Genomic DNA, 16,432 nt, shown 5'->3' with positions numbered 1-16,432 from the left:
TATAACGCAGAAGGCGGCGGCTTTGGATGTTCTATCCAAAGCCGCCGCCTTTACGTTTATGCGCTGAGCATTTAGAGCTCAGTAATTTCTTCTGCCACCGCGCCGTTGTACTCGGTGGGCAGTTCGGTGGGCACACCGGTCACGATGCTGACAATAGTGTTCAGGACCTGCTGCACGGACTTCTCGCCCACCCACAGGTGCTTGCACCCCTCGAAGGGAAGAACCTGGGTACGGGGCACAGCCGCGAAGCGCTCACGCGCCGCCGGAGGCTGCAGGTAGTCGTCGTGCTCGGGCACCAGCGCGTACAGCGGGTTCGAGATCTTGTTCCACTCGTCCAGCTCAGCCGGGTGCACGCGGTGCAGCGGCGGGGAAAGCAGAATAGCGCCGGTGAACTCGTTCGCGTATTCGGGACCGTACTTGAGCACCAGCTCGGTACCGAAGGACCAGCCGACCAGCCAGGGGTTCGGCAGGGCGCGCTCACGCACGAACTTCAGGATTGCGTCGAAGTCCTTCTTCTCGGCAAAGCCGCCGTCAAAAACGCCTTCGCTGGTGCCACGAATCGAGGAGGTGCCGCGAGTGTTAAAACGCAGTACCGCAATGTTCGACAGCGCCGGCAGTCGGAAGGACGCCTTCTTGTACACGTGCGAGTCCATGTAGCCGCCGTGGGTGGGCAGCGGGTGGAAGGTCACCAGGGTTGCCTTGACTTCGCCTTCGGGCAGGGCGAGTTCACCGACGAGGCGCTTGCCGTCCGCGGTGGTGACGGTGAAGTTCTCGCGGCGTGCAGGAAGCACGGTGCGTGCTTTAATGGGGGTAGGTTCAGCGGCGGTGCTGAAGACGTAGCGGGCGGGATCGAATTCCTGCTCGCGGGTAATATCGGCGGTGTTGCTCATTGCGTTCCTTCAAGAATCGGATTCGAGAATGTGGACTAGGGTCTTTGGTCTTTGGTCTTTGGTCTTTGGCTACACCTAAAGTGCAGTGTTCAGCTTATTTGCGGCGGGTGCGCCAGCAGTGCTGATGCCAGTGCCTGCGTTCATCAATGGCGCGGCTACGCCCCATCGTGTGGCTTTCCTGCCACACCACCAGGTGCGCGGTTCTGGGCGGAATCGGGCGGTAGCATTCGGGGCAGGTGTAGGTTTTTTGGGCGTTGACGGCGGGAATGTATTGCACCAGCCAGTCGCCGTATCGGTCACGTTCCAGTCGGGGCGCAGGGTCCAGGATCCTGCTGATATCACGCCCTGCGGGTGCTTGACGGTGCCACTTATCGCTGGTGGTGCCGGATGCTCGCCTGCCGGGATGATTCTTACGTGCCATGAGCCCTATTCTACCGCGCCCCGCAGCCTTCTCTATCTACCAGCCTCGCCGCTGTTCGCTCTGCGCTCTTCTGAGTTCTCACGCCTCTTCTCCTCCGCTTTACATCCTGCGCTGGTTCCCTAGCTCATACCCTCACCTGCTAGAGCCAAACACTTGTACCTGCTAGAGTGGACGGATGCGTATTGTCATTGCTGAATGCTCCGTAGATTATGAGGGCCGCCTCCGCGCCCACCTGCCCCGCGCTACCCGCCTGCTGATGGTCAAGAATGACGGCTCCGTCCTCATTCACTCCGACGGCGGTTCCTACAAGCCCCTGAACTGGATGAGCCCTCCCTGCTCCCTGCTGGTGGCTGATCGTGAGGACGTTCCGCAGAGCATCCGTGAGGACCTGGAATCCGATGTTCAGCAGCTGTGGACCGTTCAGGCGGCGAAGAGCGATGACCGCCTCATGATTCGCATCTACAAGATTGAGCACGAGCACACCACTGACCTGGGTATTGACCCCGGCCTCATTAAGGACGGCGTGGAGGCTGACCTGCAGCGCCTGCTCGCCGAGCAGATCCACACTCTCGGCGAGGGCTATTCGCTGGTGCGCCGCGAGTACCCGACCGCTATCGGTCCGGTCGACATCATGGCGAAGGACGCGCACGGCGTCTCTGTGGCGGTCGAGCTCAAGCGTGTGGGTGATATCGATGGCGTGGAGCAGCTGACCCGCTACCTGGAGTTGCTCAACCGTGACCCGCTGCTGGCTCCGGTGCGCGGTGTATTTGCGGCGCAGACGATTAAGCCGCAGGCGCGCACCTTGGCTGAGGACCGCGGCATCCGCTGCGTGAGCCTGGATTACGACGCGATGCGCGGCGTAGACGACTCGGCTGACCGCCTGTTCTAAACGGCTCTAGCTAAACAGTTCTAGCTAGGCGGCTACACATAGCTTGAGGGGCGCCTCCCACCCATGGGAGGCGCCCCTTTTCTGTGCTCGCTGTCGGTCTCTGCACACAATCTTTCTGTGCACACGACCTACCCCAGATACACCAATCGCCGGTGTCCCTCCCCTTTACGGGGTGGAACACCGGCGAGGTGTACACAGCGGCTAATTCCCTCTGCGGAGAACCGGCTTTAGATCTGTGCGTGCTTTGCAGCGATGGTCACGTGATCGTTCGAGACGGTCAAGAAACCTGCGTTGAGGATGGTCTTAATGGTCTCACCCTCAACAGGTTCAATGAGCAGCTCGCCGTCCTGTGCCAGCAGCGTGCAGGTGGGGATCATACCCGGCAGGATGCCGAGGTCACCGCTGACGGAGCGTGCACGAACGTACTTCGCTTCGCCAGTCCACACGACGCGTTCGCGGGAAACAACTTCAACTTTCAGAGCCATGATTACTTAGCTCCAGTCTGTGCCTTGATTTCCTCGTAGCGGCGCATAACGTCGTCCATACCACCAATGTTGTAGAACGCCTGCTCGGGGATGTGGTCGACATCGCCGTTGCAGATCATCTGGAAGGACTCGATGGTGTCCTTCAGCGGAACGGTCGAACCCTCGACACCGGTGAACTGCTTTGCAGTGTAGGTGTTCTGGGAGAGGAACTGCTCGATACGACGTGCACGTGCCACGACGATCTTCTGCTCCTCGGAGAGCTCGTCCACACCCAGAATCGCGATGATGTCCTGCAGTTCCTTGTTTTCCTGCAGAATAGCCTTCACGCGAATTGCGGTGTCGTAGTGCTCCTGACCGATGTACTGTGCGTCCAGAATTCGGGAGGTGGAGGACAGCGGGTCAATTGCCGGGTACAGACCGCGCGATGCGATTTCACGAGAGAGCTCGGTGGTCGCATCCAGGTGCGCGAAGGTGGTTGCCGGCGCCGGGTCGGTGTAGTCATCCGCAGGCACGTAAATTGCCTGCATGGAGGTGATGGAGTGACCGCGGGTGGAGGTGATACGCTCCTGCAGCAGACCCATTTCGTCCGCCAGGTTCGGCTGGTAACCCACTGCGGAGGGCATGCGGCCCAGCAGGGTGGAAACCTCAGAACCTGCCTGAGTGAAACGGAAGATGTTGTCGATGAACAGCAGCACGTCCTGGTTCTGAACATCGCGGAAGTACTCCGCCATGGTCAGACCGGTCAGTGCCACGCGCAGACGGGTTCCCGGGGGCTCATCCATCTGGCCGAACACAAGAGCGGTGTCCTTCAGAACGCCTGCTTCTTCCATTTCGACCCACAGGTCGTTACCCTCACGGGTACGCTCGCCCACACCGGTGAACACGGAGGTACCACCGAAGTTACGAGCCACACGGGTAATCATTTCCTGGATCAGCACGGTCTTACCCACGCCTGCACCACCGAACAGACCAATCTTACCGCCCTTGATGTAGGGGGTCAGAAGGTCGATGGACTTAATACCGGTCTCCAGCATTTCGGTGGAGCCTTCCAGCTCTGCGAAGCCGGGAGCGGCACGGTGGATCGGCCAGTAGGTGTCAGCCTTGATCTCGGAGTTCGGCACGTCGAGTGCGTCACCGAGAACGTTGAAGATGTGGCCCTTCACGCCGTCACCAACGGGGACGGAGATCGGTGCGCCGGTGTCGACTACAGCCTGACCGCGGACCAGGCCGTCAGTCTGCTGCAGGGAGATAGCGCGAACGATCGAGTCGCCCAGGTGCTGTGCGGTCTCGAAGGTGATGGTGCGGGTGCGACCGTCGAGGGTCAGCTCGGTGGTCAGAGCGTTGTAAATCTCGGGGACCTGACCGGCGGGGAACTCGACGTCGACCACGGGGCCGATGACGCGGGCAATACGACCCGTTGCGCCCTGAGTCGGTGCGGAGACCGATTCGTTGTAGGTGGCAGTCATATTTCTCACTTACTTAGAAAGTTTGGACAGTTGATGGCTTCGTTGGCGTACGAGTACTAGGAGCCGAGGGCGTCTGCGCCGCCCACGATTTCGGAGAGCTCCTGAGTAATTTCCGCCTGACGTGCGTTGTTCATCAAACGGGTGTACTTGGTAATCAGCGTCTCAGCGTTGTCACCTGCGGTCTTCATTGCGCGCTGGCGGGATGCCAACTCACTTGCCGCTGCCTGCAGGAGGCAGGAGAAGATACGGGATGCAACGTAGCGCGGCAGCAGCTCGTTGAGCACTTCCTCGGCGGAGGGCTCGAACTCGAAGGATGCCGCCTGCTCGTACTCAGCCTTGGTCAGTTCCTGGTCGGGAACGATTTCCTCGCCCATAGCCTTTGCGTCACCCACGTGGATGGGCAGCAGGCGCAGGATCTTGGGTTCCTGAACAACCATCGACTTGAACTCGGTGTACACGATGTGCAGTTCGTCCACGCCGCCCTCTTCGAAGGGCAGGTCGTAGGCTTCGAGTAGCGCGTCACGAATCTCGACGGCGGTTTCGACGCGAGGTGCATCGGTGTGGCCCTCCCACGCACGGGCGTAGGGGCGCTCACGGAACTCGAAGTAAGCCTTTGCCTTACGGCCAACCAGGTACAGCTGTACCTCCTGGCCGTTAGAGCGCAGCCTCTCAATCAGAGATTCGGTACGACGCAGGATAGCGGAGGAGTACGAACCTGCCAGACCGCGGTCGCTGGTAACAACCAGGATTGCGGAGCGGCGGTGTTCGTAGGTTCCGAACTCATGCGGCTTGTGAATCAGCGGGTGCTTAATACCGTGCTGAGTCGCAACCGCAGTCACCACGCGGGTCAGAGCGTTCGCGTAAGGGCCGGCTGCCTGAGCAGCGTTACGAGCCTTGTTAATGCGGGAGGTCGCGATCATCTCCATCGCCTTGAAGATCTTCTTCATAGACGACGTCGAAGCAATCTTCTGTCGGTAAACCCTAATCTGGGCTCCCATAGAGCTTCCTTTCTCCTTGCTTTCTGCCCCGCCCCAGCCTCATAGCTGAGGCGGGGAGAAGGCGAGGACTAATCGCTAACCGATGGTTTCCTGAGTGATGTCGCTATCGCGAGCTACCTTGTGCTCCTCGTGACCTGCGTCGACGAGGTGGCTGCTGCCCTCAGACTTGAAACCCTGCTTGAAGTCAGCAACTGCGGACTTCAGAGCTGCAACGGTGTCATCCTCAAGCTTGCCGGAGGAAGCGATATCGGTCAGTACCGAGGTCTTGTGACGCAGGTACTCGATGAAGCCTTCCTCGAAGCGCAGCACGTCGGAAATCTCGATGTCGTCGAGGTGACCGGAGGTACCAGCCCAAATGGAGACAACCTGCTCTTCAACTGCGTACGGGGTGTACTGCGGCTGACGCAGCAGCTCGGTCAGGCGAGAACCGCGGGTCAGCTGTGCCTTGGTAGCGTCGTCCAGGTCGGATGCGAACATTGCGAACGCTTCCATTGCACGGTACTGTGCCAGCTCCAGCTTCAGGGTACCGGAGACCTTCTTCATAGCCTTGGTCTGTGCGGCACCACCAACACGGGAGACGGAGATACCGACGTCGACTGCCGGACGCTGGTTAGCGTTGAACAGGTCGGACTGCAGGAAGATCTGGCCGTCAGTAATGGAGATGACGTTGGTCGGAATGAAGGCGGAAACGTCGTTTGCCTTGGTCTCAATGATCGGGAAGCCGGTCATCGAACCTGCGCCGAGGTCGTCGGAGAGCTTAGCGCAACGCTCCAGCAGGCGGGAGTGCAGGTAGAAGACGTCACCGGGGTATGCTTCACGTCCCGGCGGGCGGCGCAGCAGCAGGGACACAGCGCGGTATGCTTCTGCCTGCTTCGACAGGTCGTCGAAGATGATGAGGACGTGCTTGCCACCGTACATCCAGTGCTGGCCGATAGCCGAACCGGTGTAGGGTGCCAGGTACTTGAAGCCTGCTGCGTCGGATGCGGGAGATGCCACGATGGTGGTGTACTCCAGCGCGCCGCGAGTCTCAAGGGTGTGGCGGACAGCTGCAATGGTGGATGCCTTCTGGCCGACAGCCACGTAGATGCATCGAACCTGCTTCTCGGGGTCGCCGGAAGCCCAGTTGTCCTTCTGGTTCAGAATGGTGTCGATCGCGATAGCGGTCTTACCGGTCTGGCGGTCACCAATGATCAGCTGACGCTGACCGCGACCGATCGGAATCATCGAGTCGATTGCCTTCAAGCCGGTCTGCAGCGGCTCGTGAACCGACTTACGCTGGGTCACGCCGGGAGCCTGCAGCTCCAGTGCGCGGCGACCTTCGGCCTCGATGGGGCCCAGATCATCGATCGGGTTACCGAGGGGGTCAACAACGCGACCGAGGTACGCGTCGCCAACGGGCACCGAGAGGACCTCACCGGTGCGGTGTACGACCTGGCCCTCTTCAATACCGGTGAAGTCACCCAGGACGATCACACCAATATTGCGGGTATCCAGGTTCTGTGCGAGGCCGAGGGTGCCGTCTTCGAAACGAAGCAGCTCATTCGCCATAACCGAGGGAAGGCCCTCGACACGAGCGATACCGTCGGAGGCCGATACAACTCGACCCACCTCAACACGTTCTGCATTGCCGGGTTCGTAAGACGCTGCAAACTCGTTCAGCGCATTACGGACATCTTCGGCATTGATGGTCAGTTCGGCCATCTTGTGTCCCTGCTCTCTCATTGTGGTTGCGTTCCGTCAACGGAACCAACCGAAACTTGCAATTCGGGTTGAACGGGCGGGCAATGCCGCCGCTTCTGCGAAGGAGGCATCTGCCACGCACCCGCTACCCGAGGTATCTTCTAAATCACCGTTGCGACGAACGGTTCAGCGTCGCTAGCTTGAGCCGCTAGCCGATGGAACGAGCCAGGTCGGACATGCGGGTCTCGACGGTACCGTCGATCACCTCGTCGCCCACCTGAACACGCAGACCGCCCAGAACGGCGGGGTCCACCGAAACGTCGAGCTTCAGCTCACGGCCGTACACGGCGTTGAGCGTGCGACCGAGACGTTCAAGCTGTGCCTGCGACAGCGCAATCGCGCTAGTTACTCGCGCAATGTAACGGTTCTGTCGCGTGACGATGATTTCTGCGAACTCATCGGCTACCCGTGCAGCGTGACGGCCGCGGGGGTTGGAGCCAACTCGTTCGAGCAGAAGCACACCTTCGGCGGTGGTGGCGGGGCCACCGAGCGCCACGGCGAGCTTCTTCTTTGCTTCTTTGCTTGCCTGATGGTCGGACAGCGCTTCCTGCGCCTGAGCGTTGGAATCAACGGTACGCACAAAGGTGAGTAGTTCGTTGAGTACCTCGTCCAGGGCGTCCACGCCACCGCGAGACTGAGCCGATGCGGTCACGGCGAGCACTGCTGCACGCTCCAGGGCATTCGCCAGATCAGCATCATCGGACCAGCGCTGAGCCACCGCACTGGTGAGCACAGCCATAGCCTGAGAAGAGATCTTGCCGCCGAAGACGGTGTTAGCGATACCCTGACGTGCTGCTGCATCACGCGAAGAATCGGTGACAGCACGGCGCAGGGTGCCGTTGTGGTCGAGAACATCAACCACAGCGAAAAGCTCGCTCGCCAGGTTCAGGGGCTGCAGGGAAGCGTGAGCTTCCAGCACCTCTTCCACCTTGCTCAGTGATTCAGTAGATACTCCTGCCATTACCGAGCCGCACCTGCGTTCTGCTTCTCGGTTTCAAGGTCAGCAAGAAAACGATCTACCACACGGGCCGATCGCTCATCATCGTTGAGGGCTTCGCCCACAATCTTGCCGGCAAGGGTCGTAGCAAGAGTGCCAACCTCGGAACGGAGGGACACTGCTGCTGCCGCACGCTCTGCCTCGATAGCCTTTGCTGCATTATCGCTAATGCGCTGAGCCTCAGCGGTTGCACGCTCGCGAGCATCGGCAATGATTGCCTCGCCCTCTGCGCGTGCCTCTTCACGAATCTTCTGAGCCTCCAGTCGAGCGCTTTCGAGCTGCTGGGTGTACTCATCGCGAGCCGCTGCAGCCTCTGCCTGTGCCTTCTCGGCCTTGGCAAGGCCACCTTCGATTGCTTCCTTACGGTCCTGGTAGATCTTCTCGAACGCCGGGACAACGTACTTAGCAACGATGTAGTAGAGGATCAGGAATCCGATGAGGGTAATGACAATTTCCCCGACGTCGGGAATCAGGGGGTTCGAAGTTGCCTCCGCTCCCCCTTCGCTTGCCAGATAAATCATGGAGGGAATCCTGTTCTATGGGATGGGTCGTTTAGGATGTGGCAGAGCCGGTTACTTGATGAAGACGAGAACCAGGCCCAGAATTGCCAGTGCCTCGACCAGTGCGAAGCCCAGGAACAGCATGGGCTGCAGGGTCTTCTGGGACTCGGGCTGACGAGCAACGCTGGTCATGTATGCCGCGAAGATCAGACCCACGCCGATGCCGCCGCCAATAGCTGCCAGACCGTAGCCAACCGCAGTGATGGAACCAACCATTATTTTTCCTTTCAACAGTGTTCGACCGGGAACATACCCGGACCGAACAGAGTTTGATTTGAGTTAATAGCCCGCACAGTGAACGTGTGGGTTGCTTTATTCACGCCCAATGACGAACGCGAAAACCTAAAAAACTAGAGAGTTTAGTGTCCCTCGGAAACCGAGCCCTGCAAGTACACAGCCAGCAGCAGAGCGAACACATAAGCCTGGATGCACTGAATCATGAATTCCAGGAAGTACAGGAACATGCCCAGAGCACCGGGAGCAATAGCAGCCAGGTAGCCGATGCCACCCAGGGTCTCAACCATGTAGGTCACCATGCTGGATGCAACCATCAGCGCCAGGTGACCACCGAACATGGTCGCGAAGAGACGCAGTGCGTGAGTTGCCGGACGAATCAGCAGGTTCGAGAAGAACTCGATCGGAATCAGGATGGGGTAAATCCAGACCGGCAGACCCGAAGGCATGGTGATGTCCTTGAAGAAGCCGCCCAAGCCCTTGCGCTTGATACCAACACCAACCCAGGTCAGGTATGCGACGCCAGCCAGTGCGTAGGCGCTACCGGGGTGGGAGAAGGAGGGCAGCTGAACAAACGGAATCGAACCGAAGAGGTTGTTCACCAGAACGAAGAAGAAGGAGGCGAACAGAATCGGCACGAAAGGCTTGTAGTGCTGAACGCCCAGGGTTTCCTTGCCGAGGGAGTTACGAGCAAACATGTAGCCGGATTCAGCAATGAACTGAGTCTTGCCGGGAACCATGGCACGCTTACGTGCTGCGGTGAGGAAGAAGACCGCAATAATCACCACGGACAGCAGAATCAGTACGTTCTGCTTACCGAAAGCGAAATCACCAATGGTGAAGAAGGGGGGCAGATGCATGTCTTCAGGGGTCGGCGGCACATAGGCTTCCGCGAGGATCAACCCGTTCTCGATCAAAGCAAGTCCTTTCTTGCTACTAGTGGCTATCAAGAGCCCATGTCTGCCTATAAACGACTGACATGCTAACTACATGGATGAATGTGTGACCTAGCGGTCCGCGTTCAATGACCTAACGGTCTTTATTCTGCCTGGTCATGTGGGTAAAGACGAGGGTCAAACCTCCAACAGCGCCAATCAAGACGCCAACCCACACCAGCCAGGTGGTGGAGAAGACCAGGTCACCGAGGTAACCGATGCCTCCCCACACCGCTACACCGATGATCAGATAGAGAATCGACATGACGGCGCCGGAGAGACCTCCGTCAGATACCAATTCTCCGGTGGTGCGGAGCTTTTTATCTCCGTCCCACCACTTCTTCTCTTCGGCCAAACGTTTTTCCTTTCAAACACCAATCGTGTTACCGACCATGGTCTTCCGAGTCGGTGTCGAAGTACAAAATTCTCAGTCGTGCGATGCTGACTGTTTCAATAACAATCCACAGAATCACGCCGGTACATGCGCCTGCGAGAGTCCAACCGTGCCTCAGATTCTCGGGGAATGGCACAAACATCAATACCAGACCGAGCAGAGCAATCTTCACGAGGTAGCTCACCACCAGCGATTTGGGTACACCCCAGTCGAAAATGGGAGCAACCAACATAACTAATACGCCCAGAGTGAAGCATATATAGATTATCAGAAAGCCCAATGTTATTCCTAGCGCGCCCACGGGGCCCGCAAACAGGTACGCACTCATCATACCGCCCAACCAAGCCAGCAGAGAGTAAGTCGATACTCTGTAGAACAAAAATTTCCAGGAAAGCTCTTGACTCTCGAAGGAAGATACCTTCAAACCTGCTTGAGCACGCTCTCGGCGGTGTTTCTGCTGCTTCTTGCGTTCAGCAGGTGGATACCAGAGAACGTCGACTACGCGCCGCCACAAAGGCTCTAAAGGAGTCTCAACTGAGGCTTTAGAGCGTTCAGAAACCATTAGTGTTTCTCCCCACGATTCTGATTAGACTGCGTCGAAGAAGAGGAAGCAGAAGAAGACTGACCCGTACGATCCTTCACCGAATCCGGCATAATCGGCTCCGGATGCAGCGAGGTCGGCTCAACATTCTCAGGAGTCGCAGGAACGCCAGTTGCCGAGGTCAAAGAGCCGGTAGCAGGCTCCGCAGTTGCCGAATTCGCCTTCGACGCCGAACCCTTCAAATCCGCTGCAAAACGCTTCGACAGATCAATCGTAGAAGTAGGAGCCTCACCGCCAAAGAGCTGCGGCATACGCAGATACACCACCAGCACGGCAAGAGCCACAAGCACCACACCCACGGTCGCCACCACAGATCCCGCAGCATACAGATCAGACGCAAATGCCAACAGCACCCACACCAGAATGGTCGTACCGGTCACCACGGCGGTCGAACCAAGGTGGCTGAAACCAACATCCGTCAGACGCTGATACGTGTGAGTACGGTGCGGCTTGTACCATTGCTCCCCCGCCATAAAACGACGGAACAGAGTCGTACCCGCGTCCGCCAGATAAGTCATCAGCGGGGCAAAAGCCAACAGGAACGGAACATCCGCAAACCAGGCACCCACAGCCAACGTGCCCAACGCCGCGCCCAAAACATAAGAACCCGCATCGCCCAAAAACACGTTCTTACCCGGGCGCACATTCCACGGCAAGAACGCCGCAAAAGCACCGGCAACAGCCACACCCGCCAAAGCCAGCCACGGCAGGTTCACCATCCAACCGGTCAGCGCATACGCCAAACCAGCCACCAGACCGTGAGCACCAGAAATACCGTTAATGCCGTCCATAAAATTCGCCACGTTAATGTAGCCGGCAATAAAAATCGCGCCAAGGATCAGCAGCAGAATATTCGTGCCCTGTACCGTCGCAAAGCTCACGCTTACCAGAAGACCAATGACCAGCTGCAGGCCCGCACGACGCACAATGCTCACGCCGCGGATATCCTCAAGCCAGCCTAGGGCAAGAGCACACAGAATCGCCACAGCAATCGTCACCGCCAGCTGCAAAGACTCAGCAGAACGGTACGTCCAGCCGAACAGGGTAGCCACCACAAACGCCACAAGAGTCGCGGCTGCAGTCGCCAACCCCATACCGCGGTACGTCGGAGCAGTATGCGAAGAACGCTCATTAGGAACATCCACCATGTCGTAGCGGTGCAAAATCGGGCGCACCGCAAACGGCAAAAGGGCACCCAAAACAAAAGCAAGAGCAAAAATACTCAACAGCTCAGAAAAGGAGGTCATACCAGCTCCAAAGCATTGGCGCCGCTCCCCTGGACGCAAACTCCAGAATCGCAGCTAAAGGACGATGTGTGCGTAGTGTGTGTTTACTTCGTATTCTATAGAACTCTTCAGTAGCCCGGGACTAAACGTTACAGATTCTCTCCATACGTTCTGCATATTCTGCGTCCTGAAATGTTCTACACCCGAGAAAGAGAAAACACCGGATACCGCACCCGCCACGCAAGTGCAGCATCCGGTGTTATTCCGTAAAGATTAGAACGTCTGTGCATCCGCCAGAGTACGCGGATCAGGGGCACGCTCCAGGCCATGACGCTCATAGCCGCTGTGCTCCCGATAGTTCTGAATCCACAGCTCATAATCGAGCTCATCAGGGTCAAGTGCCGGGGCACTCGACCGGGAAATATACCGGTTCTCCTCACTAGGTACCAGTTTCTCGGTACCACCGAAGAGAGCCTCATCCAGCTTCTCACCCTTGCGAAGACCAATCTCCTTGATCTCCACGTCATACCGCTCATACGCCTGGCGCATCGCCTTCGCAACGTCCAGGATCTTGACCGGCTGGCCCATATCCAGCACCATGACCTCGCCCGGGCGACCAATCGCACCAGCAAGCATCACCAGCAGGCAGGCATCGGTAATCAGCATGAAGTAACGGGTCGCACGCTTATCCGTCAGGGTAATCGGACCACCCGAAAGAATCTGCTTCGTAAAGAGCGGCTTAATCGAACCGCGCGAACCAAACACGTTACCGAAACGAACCGACACGTAGGTATTGCCGGTCTTCTCGCCAAAGTACGCGGTCAGACGCTCCGCCACACGCTTGGACTGGCCCAGCGCAGTCTTCGGATCCGCCGCCTTATCAGTCGAAACGTTCACGAAGGTCTTCACGCCCACCGCCTCTGCGGCACGCAGCACGTTCAGAGTACCCAAGGAGTTCGTCTTCCACGCCTCCTGCGGGTACGCCTCCAGCGCCGACACATGCTTCAAAGCCGCAGCGTGGAACACCACCTCGGGGCGACGGTCACGGAAAATCTCCAGCAGGTTATCGCCCTCACGAATATCAGCCAGAATAATGCGGTCATCATCCAGACTCGACTCGTGAGTAATCGAAACCTTCGTCTCCATCAGAAGAGTCTCATCATGATCAAGCATCATGAGAGTCTCAGGGCCAAACTCGCTAATCTGACGGCACAGCTCCGAACCAATCGAACCGCCCGCACCGGTGACCAGCACGCGCTTACCGTGCAGGTACGAACGCAGAATATCGCGGTCAATATCGTAGTTAATCTCGCCACGAATCACGCGCATCAGGTCGTTATCGCTCGCGGTAATCAGACGCTCACCCATCAGGCGAGCATTCGCGCTACTAATACGCTGAACCTCAACCTTAAGCTTACGCATGCGGTTGCAGAAGGACTCGAAGTAGTCCTCCGACATATCCGAAATCGTCACCAGAATCTTACGGGTACCCGACTCACGAATCACCTGCTCCAGCTCAGGGTAAGTCGTAATCACCGAAATGCCGTGGAACTTCGTACCAGCCTTCAGCTGGTCATCATCGAAGACCGCAACCGGGCGAAGCTTCGCCTCCTCATCGTGCAGCATCGAATCCATGACCATGCCGCCAATAAAACCGGCACCGTACACAATCACCGGCTCACCGGTCAGCTCACGCACCGCACCACGCTCAGTGTAGACGCGCTTCGCCATGCGGGCGCCCGCCATCATAATCAGGCTAAATGCCGCCGCGATTGCAGGCACACTATGCGGCATATGCGGCAGACCCAACAGCTCATCCACAAAGGAGAAAGCAGTCAACGCCGCACCCGCGCTCAAAGCAGCCGCGCCGGCACGCCACGACTCGTCAAACGAACCGTACGAATACACGCCGTTATAAATCTTCACACCCGCCAGACCAATGACCAGGTGCAACACCACAGCCAACGTAGCGGTCATCGTCAACGACGCCGGGTGAATAATATCGAACACCGAACCGTTACTGAGCAGCACGCTATAGCGGAGCATGTACGCGAACAAAACCGCCAGAACCCAGGCGCTCGAATCAATCAGCGCCTGCGCAATCAACCACCACGGCTTACGCTCATACAGGCGGTTCACCAGCATCGTGCCGGAGTCACCCTCCGTCACCATCGTGCCGCGCTGAGCTGCCTTCTGCATCACCACATGAGCGTGAGGTTTCAACTGAGCCACTACATGCCTCCTTCAGATGCGGTACCAGAAGAACGAGAAGAAGCACGAGCCGTCAACGACGACAACGCACGAAACGCCGAACGGCGCGCCTGCTCAGGAACAAAACGGTACACACTACGCACCGCCATATTCTGAGCCCACTGAAGCTTAGAAATACCGTGACCGGTGTACAGTCGACGCTGAATCGCCACATCCTGCAACCAGGCGTCCACTCCCCCGCGCTTCGTGTACGCGCCCGCACCCACGCGGTAACGCACCAGCGCCTCTGGGATATTGCCGAGACGGTAGCCGGCATCGCGCAGACGCATCCACAGCCACCAATCCTCAGCGCCGGGCACGAACTCGTAACCGCCCAGCTGCTGCACGGCGCTCTTCACGAACGCCACGGACGGGTGATAAATCGGGTTGCGCGAATCCATCGCGCTGAGCAGACGCGCAGAATCAACAATCGCCTCGCGGGTCGACTCCACCGCAGTATTGCTCTCATTCACCTCAAGCATGGCAGAGCCCAGCACCGTGTAGCCGCCCTGCACCAGGGCAGGAATCAGACGCGCAAAACGAGTCGGCTCAGACAGATCATCAGAATCAGCACGAGCCACCAGCTCATACGAACACGCCTGCAGACCGGCATTCAGCGCCTCCGCCAAACCAACATTCTGAGCCAGCTCCACCACCTGAATCGGCGGGCAATCCAGATTCTCGGCGCGCTGAACCCAGCGGTCCACCACGGCATCCAGCTCGGGGGTCAGCGGACCATCCTTCACCAAAACCAGCTCGGAAGGACGCACCGTCTGGTTCAGAAGATTCGACTCCAACGCCTGATCCAGATAGGCGGGGTTCTCCTTCGCGTACACGCTCATCAGCACCGAGAAATCGGGTACAGAGCTCACGCAACCGCGCGCCTTCTCAGAGTCAGCGGGGCTTTCAGCGGATACCGGCACGCCGTAGCGGCCCGGGAAAGTCAGCGGGTAAATACCCTCAAGCACCTGAGCATTCGGGCGAGGCGCGCGCAAACCATCACGCACACCATTCAGGAAATACCCCAGGTAGGTACGGCGGTCATCAGTACGCAGAACAGTAGAAATCCACAGGCGCGCCGACGAGCCACCATACAGCAACTTCTCCAGCGGGTTCAGGGTACGCGAACGGGTAAAGACCCACAGCTTATTACGCACATCGTTATAGAAACGCGGCCCCGGGTCAGCGTTCGTCGTGCCAAAAGTCTTCGTGTGGTGCTTAGCCACCGAAGAAGGCACCGCAATACCGTCACGGTGATGAATCAGACGAGTCGAAAACTCGAAGTCATCATTCCAAATGAAGAACTCAGCAATGGGCAGGCCGCCGTTGCGGCGAATAGCCTGCGCATCCATCAGAATCGACACGAACGAGGCGCTACGAATCGGACGGGCACCCACCGCCTGCGCACGAGCATGACGCTGCTCCCCCGCCGCAAACATCGTGCGCGGAGTGTTCATCGGGTGGTCCTCGCCATTCGTCCACACCACACGAGAGGCAACCACCGCGGGGCGCTGCGAAGGCACCGGCGAATAGTTCAGCCAGGCGGCAACCGCCTCCGACAGAGTGTTCTCGGTCGGCTCGGTGTCATCATCCATAACCCACACCAGGTCCGGGTTATGGCGCTCCAGGGCGCGGTCAATACCCACCGCAAAACCGCCAGCGCCGCCCATATTACTCTCCAGGCGGATACAATCCACCGGCAGCTCATAGTTCAGGGCGCGCAGATACTCGGCTGTACCGTCCGTGGAGGCGTTATCAACGATCACCACCGCCGCAGGCACACGCTCACCAGAAGCGATACCAGCAAGGGTCTTCGGCAGCAGGTCTTCACGGTTATAAGTCACCACCACGGCAACCGTGCGGGGATACTCGTTCAAAGAATCGTGAGAAGAAGACTGTTCGGAAGAAGGCTGGGCAAAAGCGGTCACGTCGCTGTACTTTTCTGCCATAAGTTCTCCCTCCGCGGCGCGATGCGCCTGAATCAGCCGGTACGCGATATACCCATACCAAGCTGGGCGCTTCTGGTGTTTCTCGCGCCCGCGGCATTCAACCGTGTGGATATATCACTCAAAGAAAATATTCTACCTGCGGTCTCCACTAGAGAGTGAACCATCACCCCAAAAGACGCACTTTATGACAAATAAACAACCGAATTCAGTTGATTTATCCGTATAGCGGACGTACCGGCACACCCAGTTTTGGGTATCCATCAAGCTACCAGCTTCACAGCCTGTGTTTACGCTGTGCACCCCGTGCGAAAAAACGACCAGAGACCGAATAAAACCCCACAAATTCCCCATAAACTGTTCAAATATGGGAAAGTTGAAATGACCCCATTTTTCCCCG

Annotated in this window: 16 protein-coding genes; 1 reads left to right on the top strand and 15 read right to left on the bottom strand. The window is 58.2% G+C overall.

Annotated elements, in window-relative coordinates:
- Positions 1 to 71 precede the first annotated feature (71 nt).
- Positions 72 to 890, bottom strand: a complete 819-nt coding sequence (locus HMPREF2682_RS00600; RefSeq protein WP_070830512.1) for an alpha/beta hydrolase — start codon at positions 888 to 890, stop codon at positions 72 to 74.
- A gap of 94 nt (positions 891 to 984) precedes the next feature.
- Entirely contained in the window at positions 985 to 1,311 is a 327-nt protein-coding gene (locus HMPREF2682_RS09215; protein WP_080562540.1) for an ATP/GTP-binding protein, read from the bottom strand.
- 175 nt (positions 1,312 to 1,486) lie between these two features.
- On the opposite strand from HMPREF2682_RS09215, the gene nucS reads away from it, so the two are divergent.
- Positions 1,487 to 2,200, top strand: a complete 714-nt coding sequence (nucS, locus tag HMPREF2682_RS00595) for an endonuclease NucS (RefSeq protein WP_070830511.1) — start codon at positions 1,487 to 1,489, stop codon at positions 2,198 to 2,200.
- A 227-nt stretch (positions 2,201 to 2,427) separates the two neighbouring features.
- On the opposite strand, the gene HMPREF2682_RS00590 is transcribed toward nucS, so the two are convergent.
- The 13 genes from HMPREF2682_RS00590 to HMPREF2682_RS00530 form a co-directional block, all read right to left on the bottom strand.
- The gene (locus tag HMPREF2682_RS00590; protein ID WP_070830509.1) at positions 2,428 to 2,685 is read right to left on the bottom strand and encodes a F0F1 ATP synthase subunit epsilon; all 258 of its coding nucleotides are present in this window, start codon (positions 2,683 to 2,685) and stop codon (positions 2,428 to 2,430) included.
- 2 nt (positions 2,686 to 2,687) lie between these two features.
- A complete protein-coding gene (gene atpD, locus HMPREF2682_RS00585) occupies positions 2,688 to 4,151 on the bottom strand; it encodes a F0F1 ATP synthase subunit beta (RefSeq protein WP_005507810.1) in 1,464 nt (487 codons plus the stop codon).
- Positions 4,152 to 4,207: 56 nt separating this feature from the next.
- Entirely contained in the window at positions 4,208 to 5,149 is a 942-nt protein-coding gene (locus HMPREF2682_RS00580; protein ID WP_005506457.1) for a F0F1 ATP synthase subunit gamma, read from the bottom strand.
- A 75-nt stretch (positions 5,150 to 5,224) separates the two neighbouring features.
- On the bottom strand, positions 5,225 to 6,850 hold the full coding sequence (gene atpA, locus HMPREF2682_RS00575; protein ID WP_070830506.1) for a F0F1 ATP synthase subunit alpha: 1,626 nt from the start codon (positions 6,848 to 6,850) through the stop codon (positions 5,225 to 5,227).
- Between the two features lie 187 nt (positions 6,851 to 7,037).
- Complete coding sequence (locus HMPREF2682_RS00570) at positions 7,038 to 7,850, bottom strand: F0F1 ATP synthase subunit delta (RefSeq protein ID WP_049347483.1); 813 nt, start codon at positions 7,848 to 7,850, stop codon at positions 7,038 to 7,040.
- Positions 7,850 to 8,407 (bottom strand): F0F1 ATP synthase subunit B, encoded by a 558-nt coding sequence (locus HMPREF2682_RS00565; RefSeq protein WP_049326923.1) that lies wholly within the window; start codon positions 8,405 to 8,407, stop codon positions 7,850 to 7,852. The genes HMPREF2682_RS00570 and HMPREF2682_RS00565 overlap by 1 nt, the downstream gene beginning before the upstream one ends.
- Before the next feature lie 51 nt (positions 8,408 to 8,458).
- Complete coding sequence (gene atpE, locus HMPREF2682_RS00560; protein ID WP_005506461.1) at positions 8,459 to 8,662, bottom strand: ATP synthase F0 subunit C; 204 nt, start codon at positions 8,660 to 8,662, stop codon at positions 8,459 to 8,461.
- A gap of 143 nt (positions 8,663 to 8,805) precedes the next feature.
- Positions 8,806 to 9,597 carry a F0F1 ATP synthase subunit A gene (atpB, locus tag HMPREF2682_RS00555; RefSeq protein WP_005507804.1) on the bottom strand — a complete coding sequence of 264 codons (792 nt, stop codon included), beginning with the start codon at positions 9,595 to 9,597 and terminating at the stop codon, positions 8,806 to 8,808.
- Positions 9,598 to 9,709: 112 nt separating this feature from the next.
- Positions 9,710 to 9,970, bottom strand: coding sequence for a hypothetical protein (locus HMPREF2682_RS00550; protein WP_005506464.1), 261 nt, complete (start codon positions 9,968 to 9,970; stop codon positions 9,710 to 9,712).
- Between the two features lie 28 nt (positions 9,971 to 9,998).
- On the bottom strand, positions 9,999 to 10,571 hold the full coding sequence (locus tag HMPREF2682_RS00545; protein ID WP_070830505.1) for a hypothetical protein: 573 nt from the start codon (positions 10,569 to 10,571) through the stop codon (positions 9,999 to 10,001).
- Positions 10,571 to 11,857 (bottom strand): MraY family glycosyltransferase, encoded by a 1,287-nt coding sequence (locus HMPREF2682_RS00540; protein ID WP_070830503.1) that lies wholly within the window; start codon positions 11,855 to 11,857, stop codon positions 10,571 to 10,573. The genes HMPREF2682_RS00545 and HMPREF2682_RS00540 overlap by 1 nt, the downstream gene beginning before the upstream one ends.
- Before the next feature lie 252 nt (positions 11,858 to 12,109).
- The gene (locus HMPREF2682_RS00535; RefSeq protein WP_070830501.1) at positions 12,110 to 14,068 is read right to left on the bottom strand and encodes a polysaccharide biosynthesis protein; all 1,959 of its coding nucleotides are present in this window, start codon (positions 14,066 to 14,068) and stop codon (positions 12,110 to 12,112) included.
- Positions 14,068 to 16,035 carry a glycosyltransferase family 2 protein gene (locus HMPREF2682_RS00530; RefSeq protein ID WP_070830499.1) on the bottom strand — a complete coding sequence of 656 codons (1,968 nt, stop codon included), beginning with the start codon at positions 16,033 to 16,035 and terminating at the stop codon, positions 14,068 to 14,070. Before HMPREF2682_RS00530 ends, HMPREF2682_RS00535 begins: the two co-directional genes overlap by 1 nt.
- Between the last annotated feature and the right edge of the window lie 397 nt (positions 16,036 to 16,432).

This window comes from Rothia sp. HMSC061D12 (genome assembly GCF_001836735.1).
Lineage (GTDB): Bacteria > Actinomycetota > Actinomycetes > Actinomycetales > Micrococcaceae > Rothia.
The sequence above is the reverse complement of the archived record's forward strand: the minus strand, read 5'-3'. Positions and strand labels throughout refer to the sequence as shown.

Coding starts and splice junctions, on each gene's coding strand:
- HMPREF2682_RS00540 (WP_070830503.1), bottom strand. CDS start 11,857: ATGACCTCCTTTTCTGAGCTGTTGAGTATTTTTGCTCTTGCTTTTGTT.
- HMPREF2682_RS00530 (WP_070830499.1), bottom strand. CDS start 16,035: ATGGCAGAAAAGTACAGCGACGTGACCGCTTTTGCCCAGCCTTCTTCC.
- HMPREF2682_RS00600 (WP_070830512.1), bottom strand. CDS start 890: ATGAGCAACACCGCCGATATTACCCGCGAGCAGGAATTCGATCCCGCC.
- HMPREF2682_RS00545 (WP_070830505.1), bottom strand. CDS start 10,571: ATGGTTTCTGAACGCTCTAAAGCCTCAGTTGAGACTCCTTTAGAGCCT.
- atpD (WP_005507810.1), bottom strand. CDS start 4,151: ATGACTGCCACCTACAACGAATCGGTCTCCGCACCGACTCAGGGCGCA.
- atpA (WP_070830506.1), bottom strand. CDS start 6,850: ATGGCCGAACTGACCATCAATGCCGAAGATGTCCGTAATGCGCTGAAC.
- nucS (WP_070830511.1), top strand. CDS start 1,487: ATGCGTATTGTCATTGCTGAATGCTCCGTAGATTATGAGGGCCGCCTC.
- atpE (WP_005506461.1), bottom strand. CDS start 8,662: ATGGTTGGTTCCATCACTGCGGTTGGCTACGGTCTGGCAGCTATTGGC.
- HMPREF2682_RS00580 (WP_005506457.1), bottom strand. CDS start 5,149: ATGGGAGCCCAGATTAGGGTTTACCGACAGAAGATTGCTTCGACGTCG.
- HMPREF2682_RS00570 (WP_049347483.1), bottom strand. CDS start 7,850: ATGGCAGGAGTATCTACTGAATCACTGAGCAAGGTGGAAGAGGTGCTG.
- HMPREF2682_RS00590 (WP_070830509.1), bottom strand. CDS start 2,685: ATGGCTCTGAAAGTTGAAGTTGTTTCCCGCGAACGCGTCGTGTGGACT.
- HMPREF2682_RS09215 (WP_080562540.1), bottom strand. CDS start 1,311: ATGGCACGTAAGAATCATCCCGGCAGGCGAGCATCCGGCACCACCAGC.
- HMPREF2682_RS00565 (WP_049326923.1), bottom strand. CDS start 8,407: ATGATTTATCTGGCAAGCGAAGGGGGAGCGGAGGCAACTTCGAACCCC.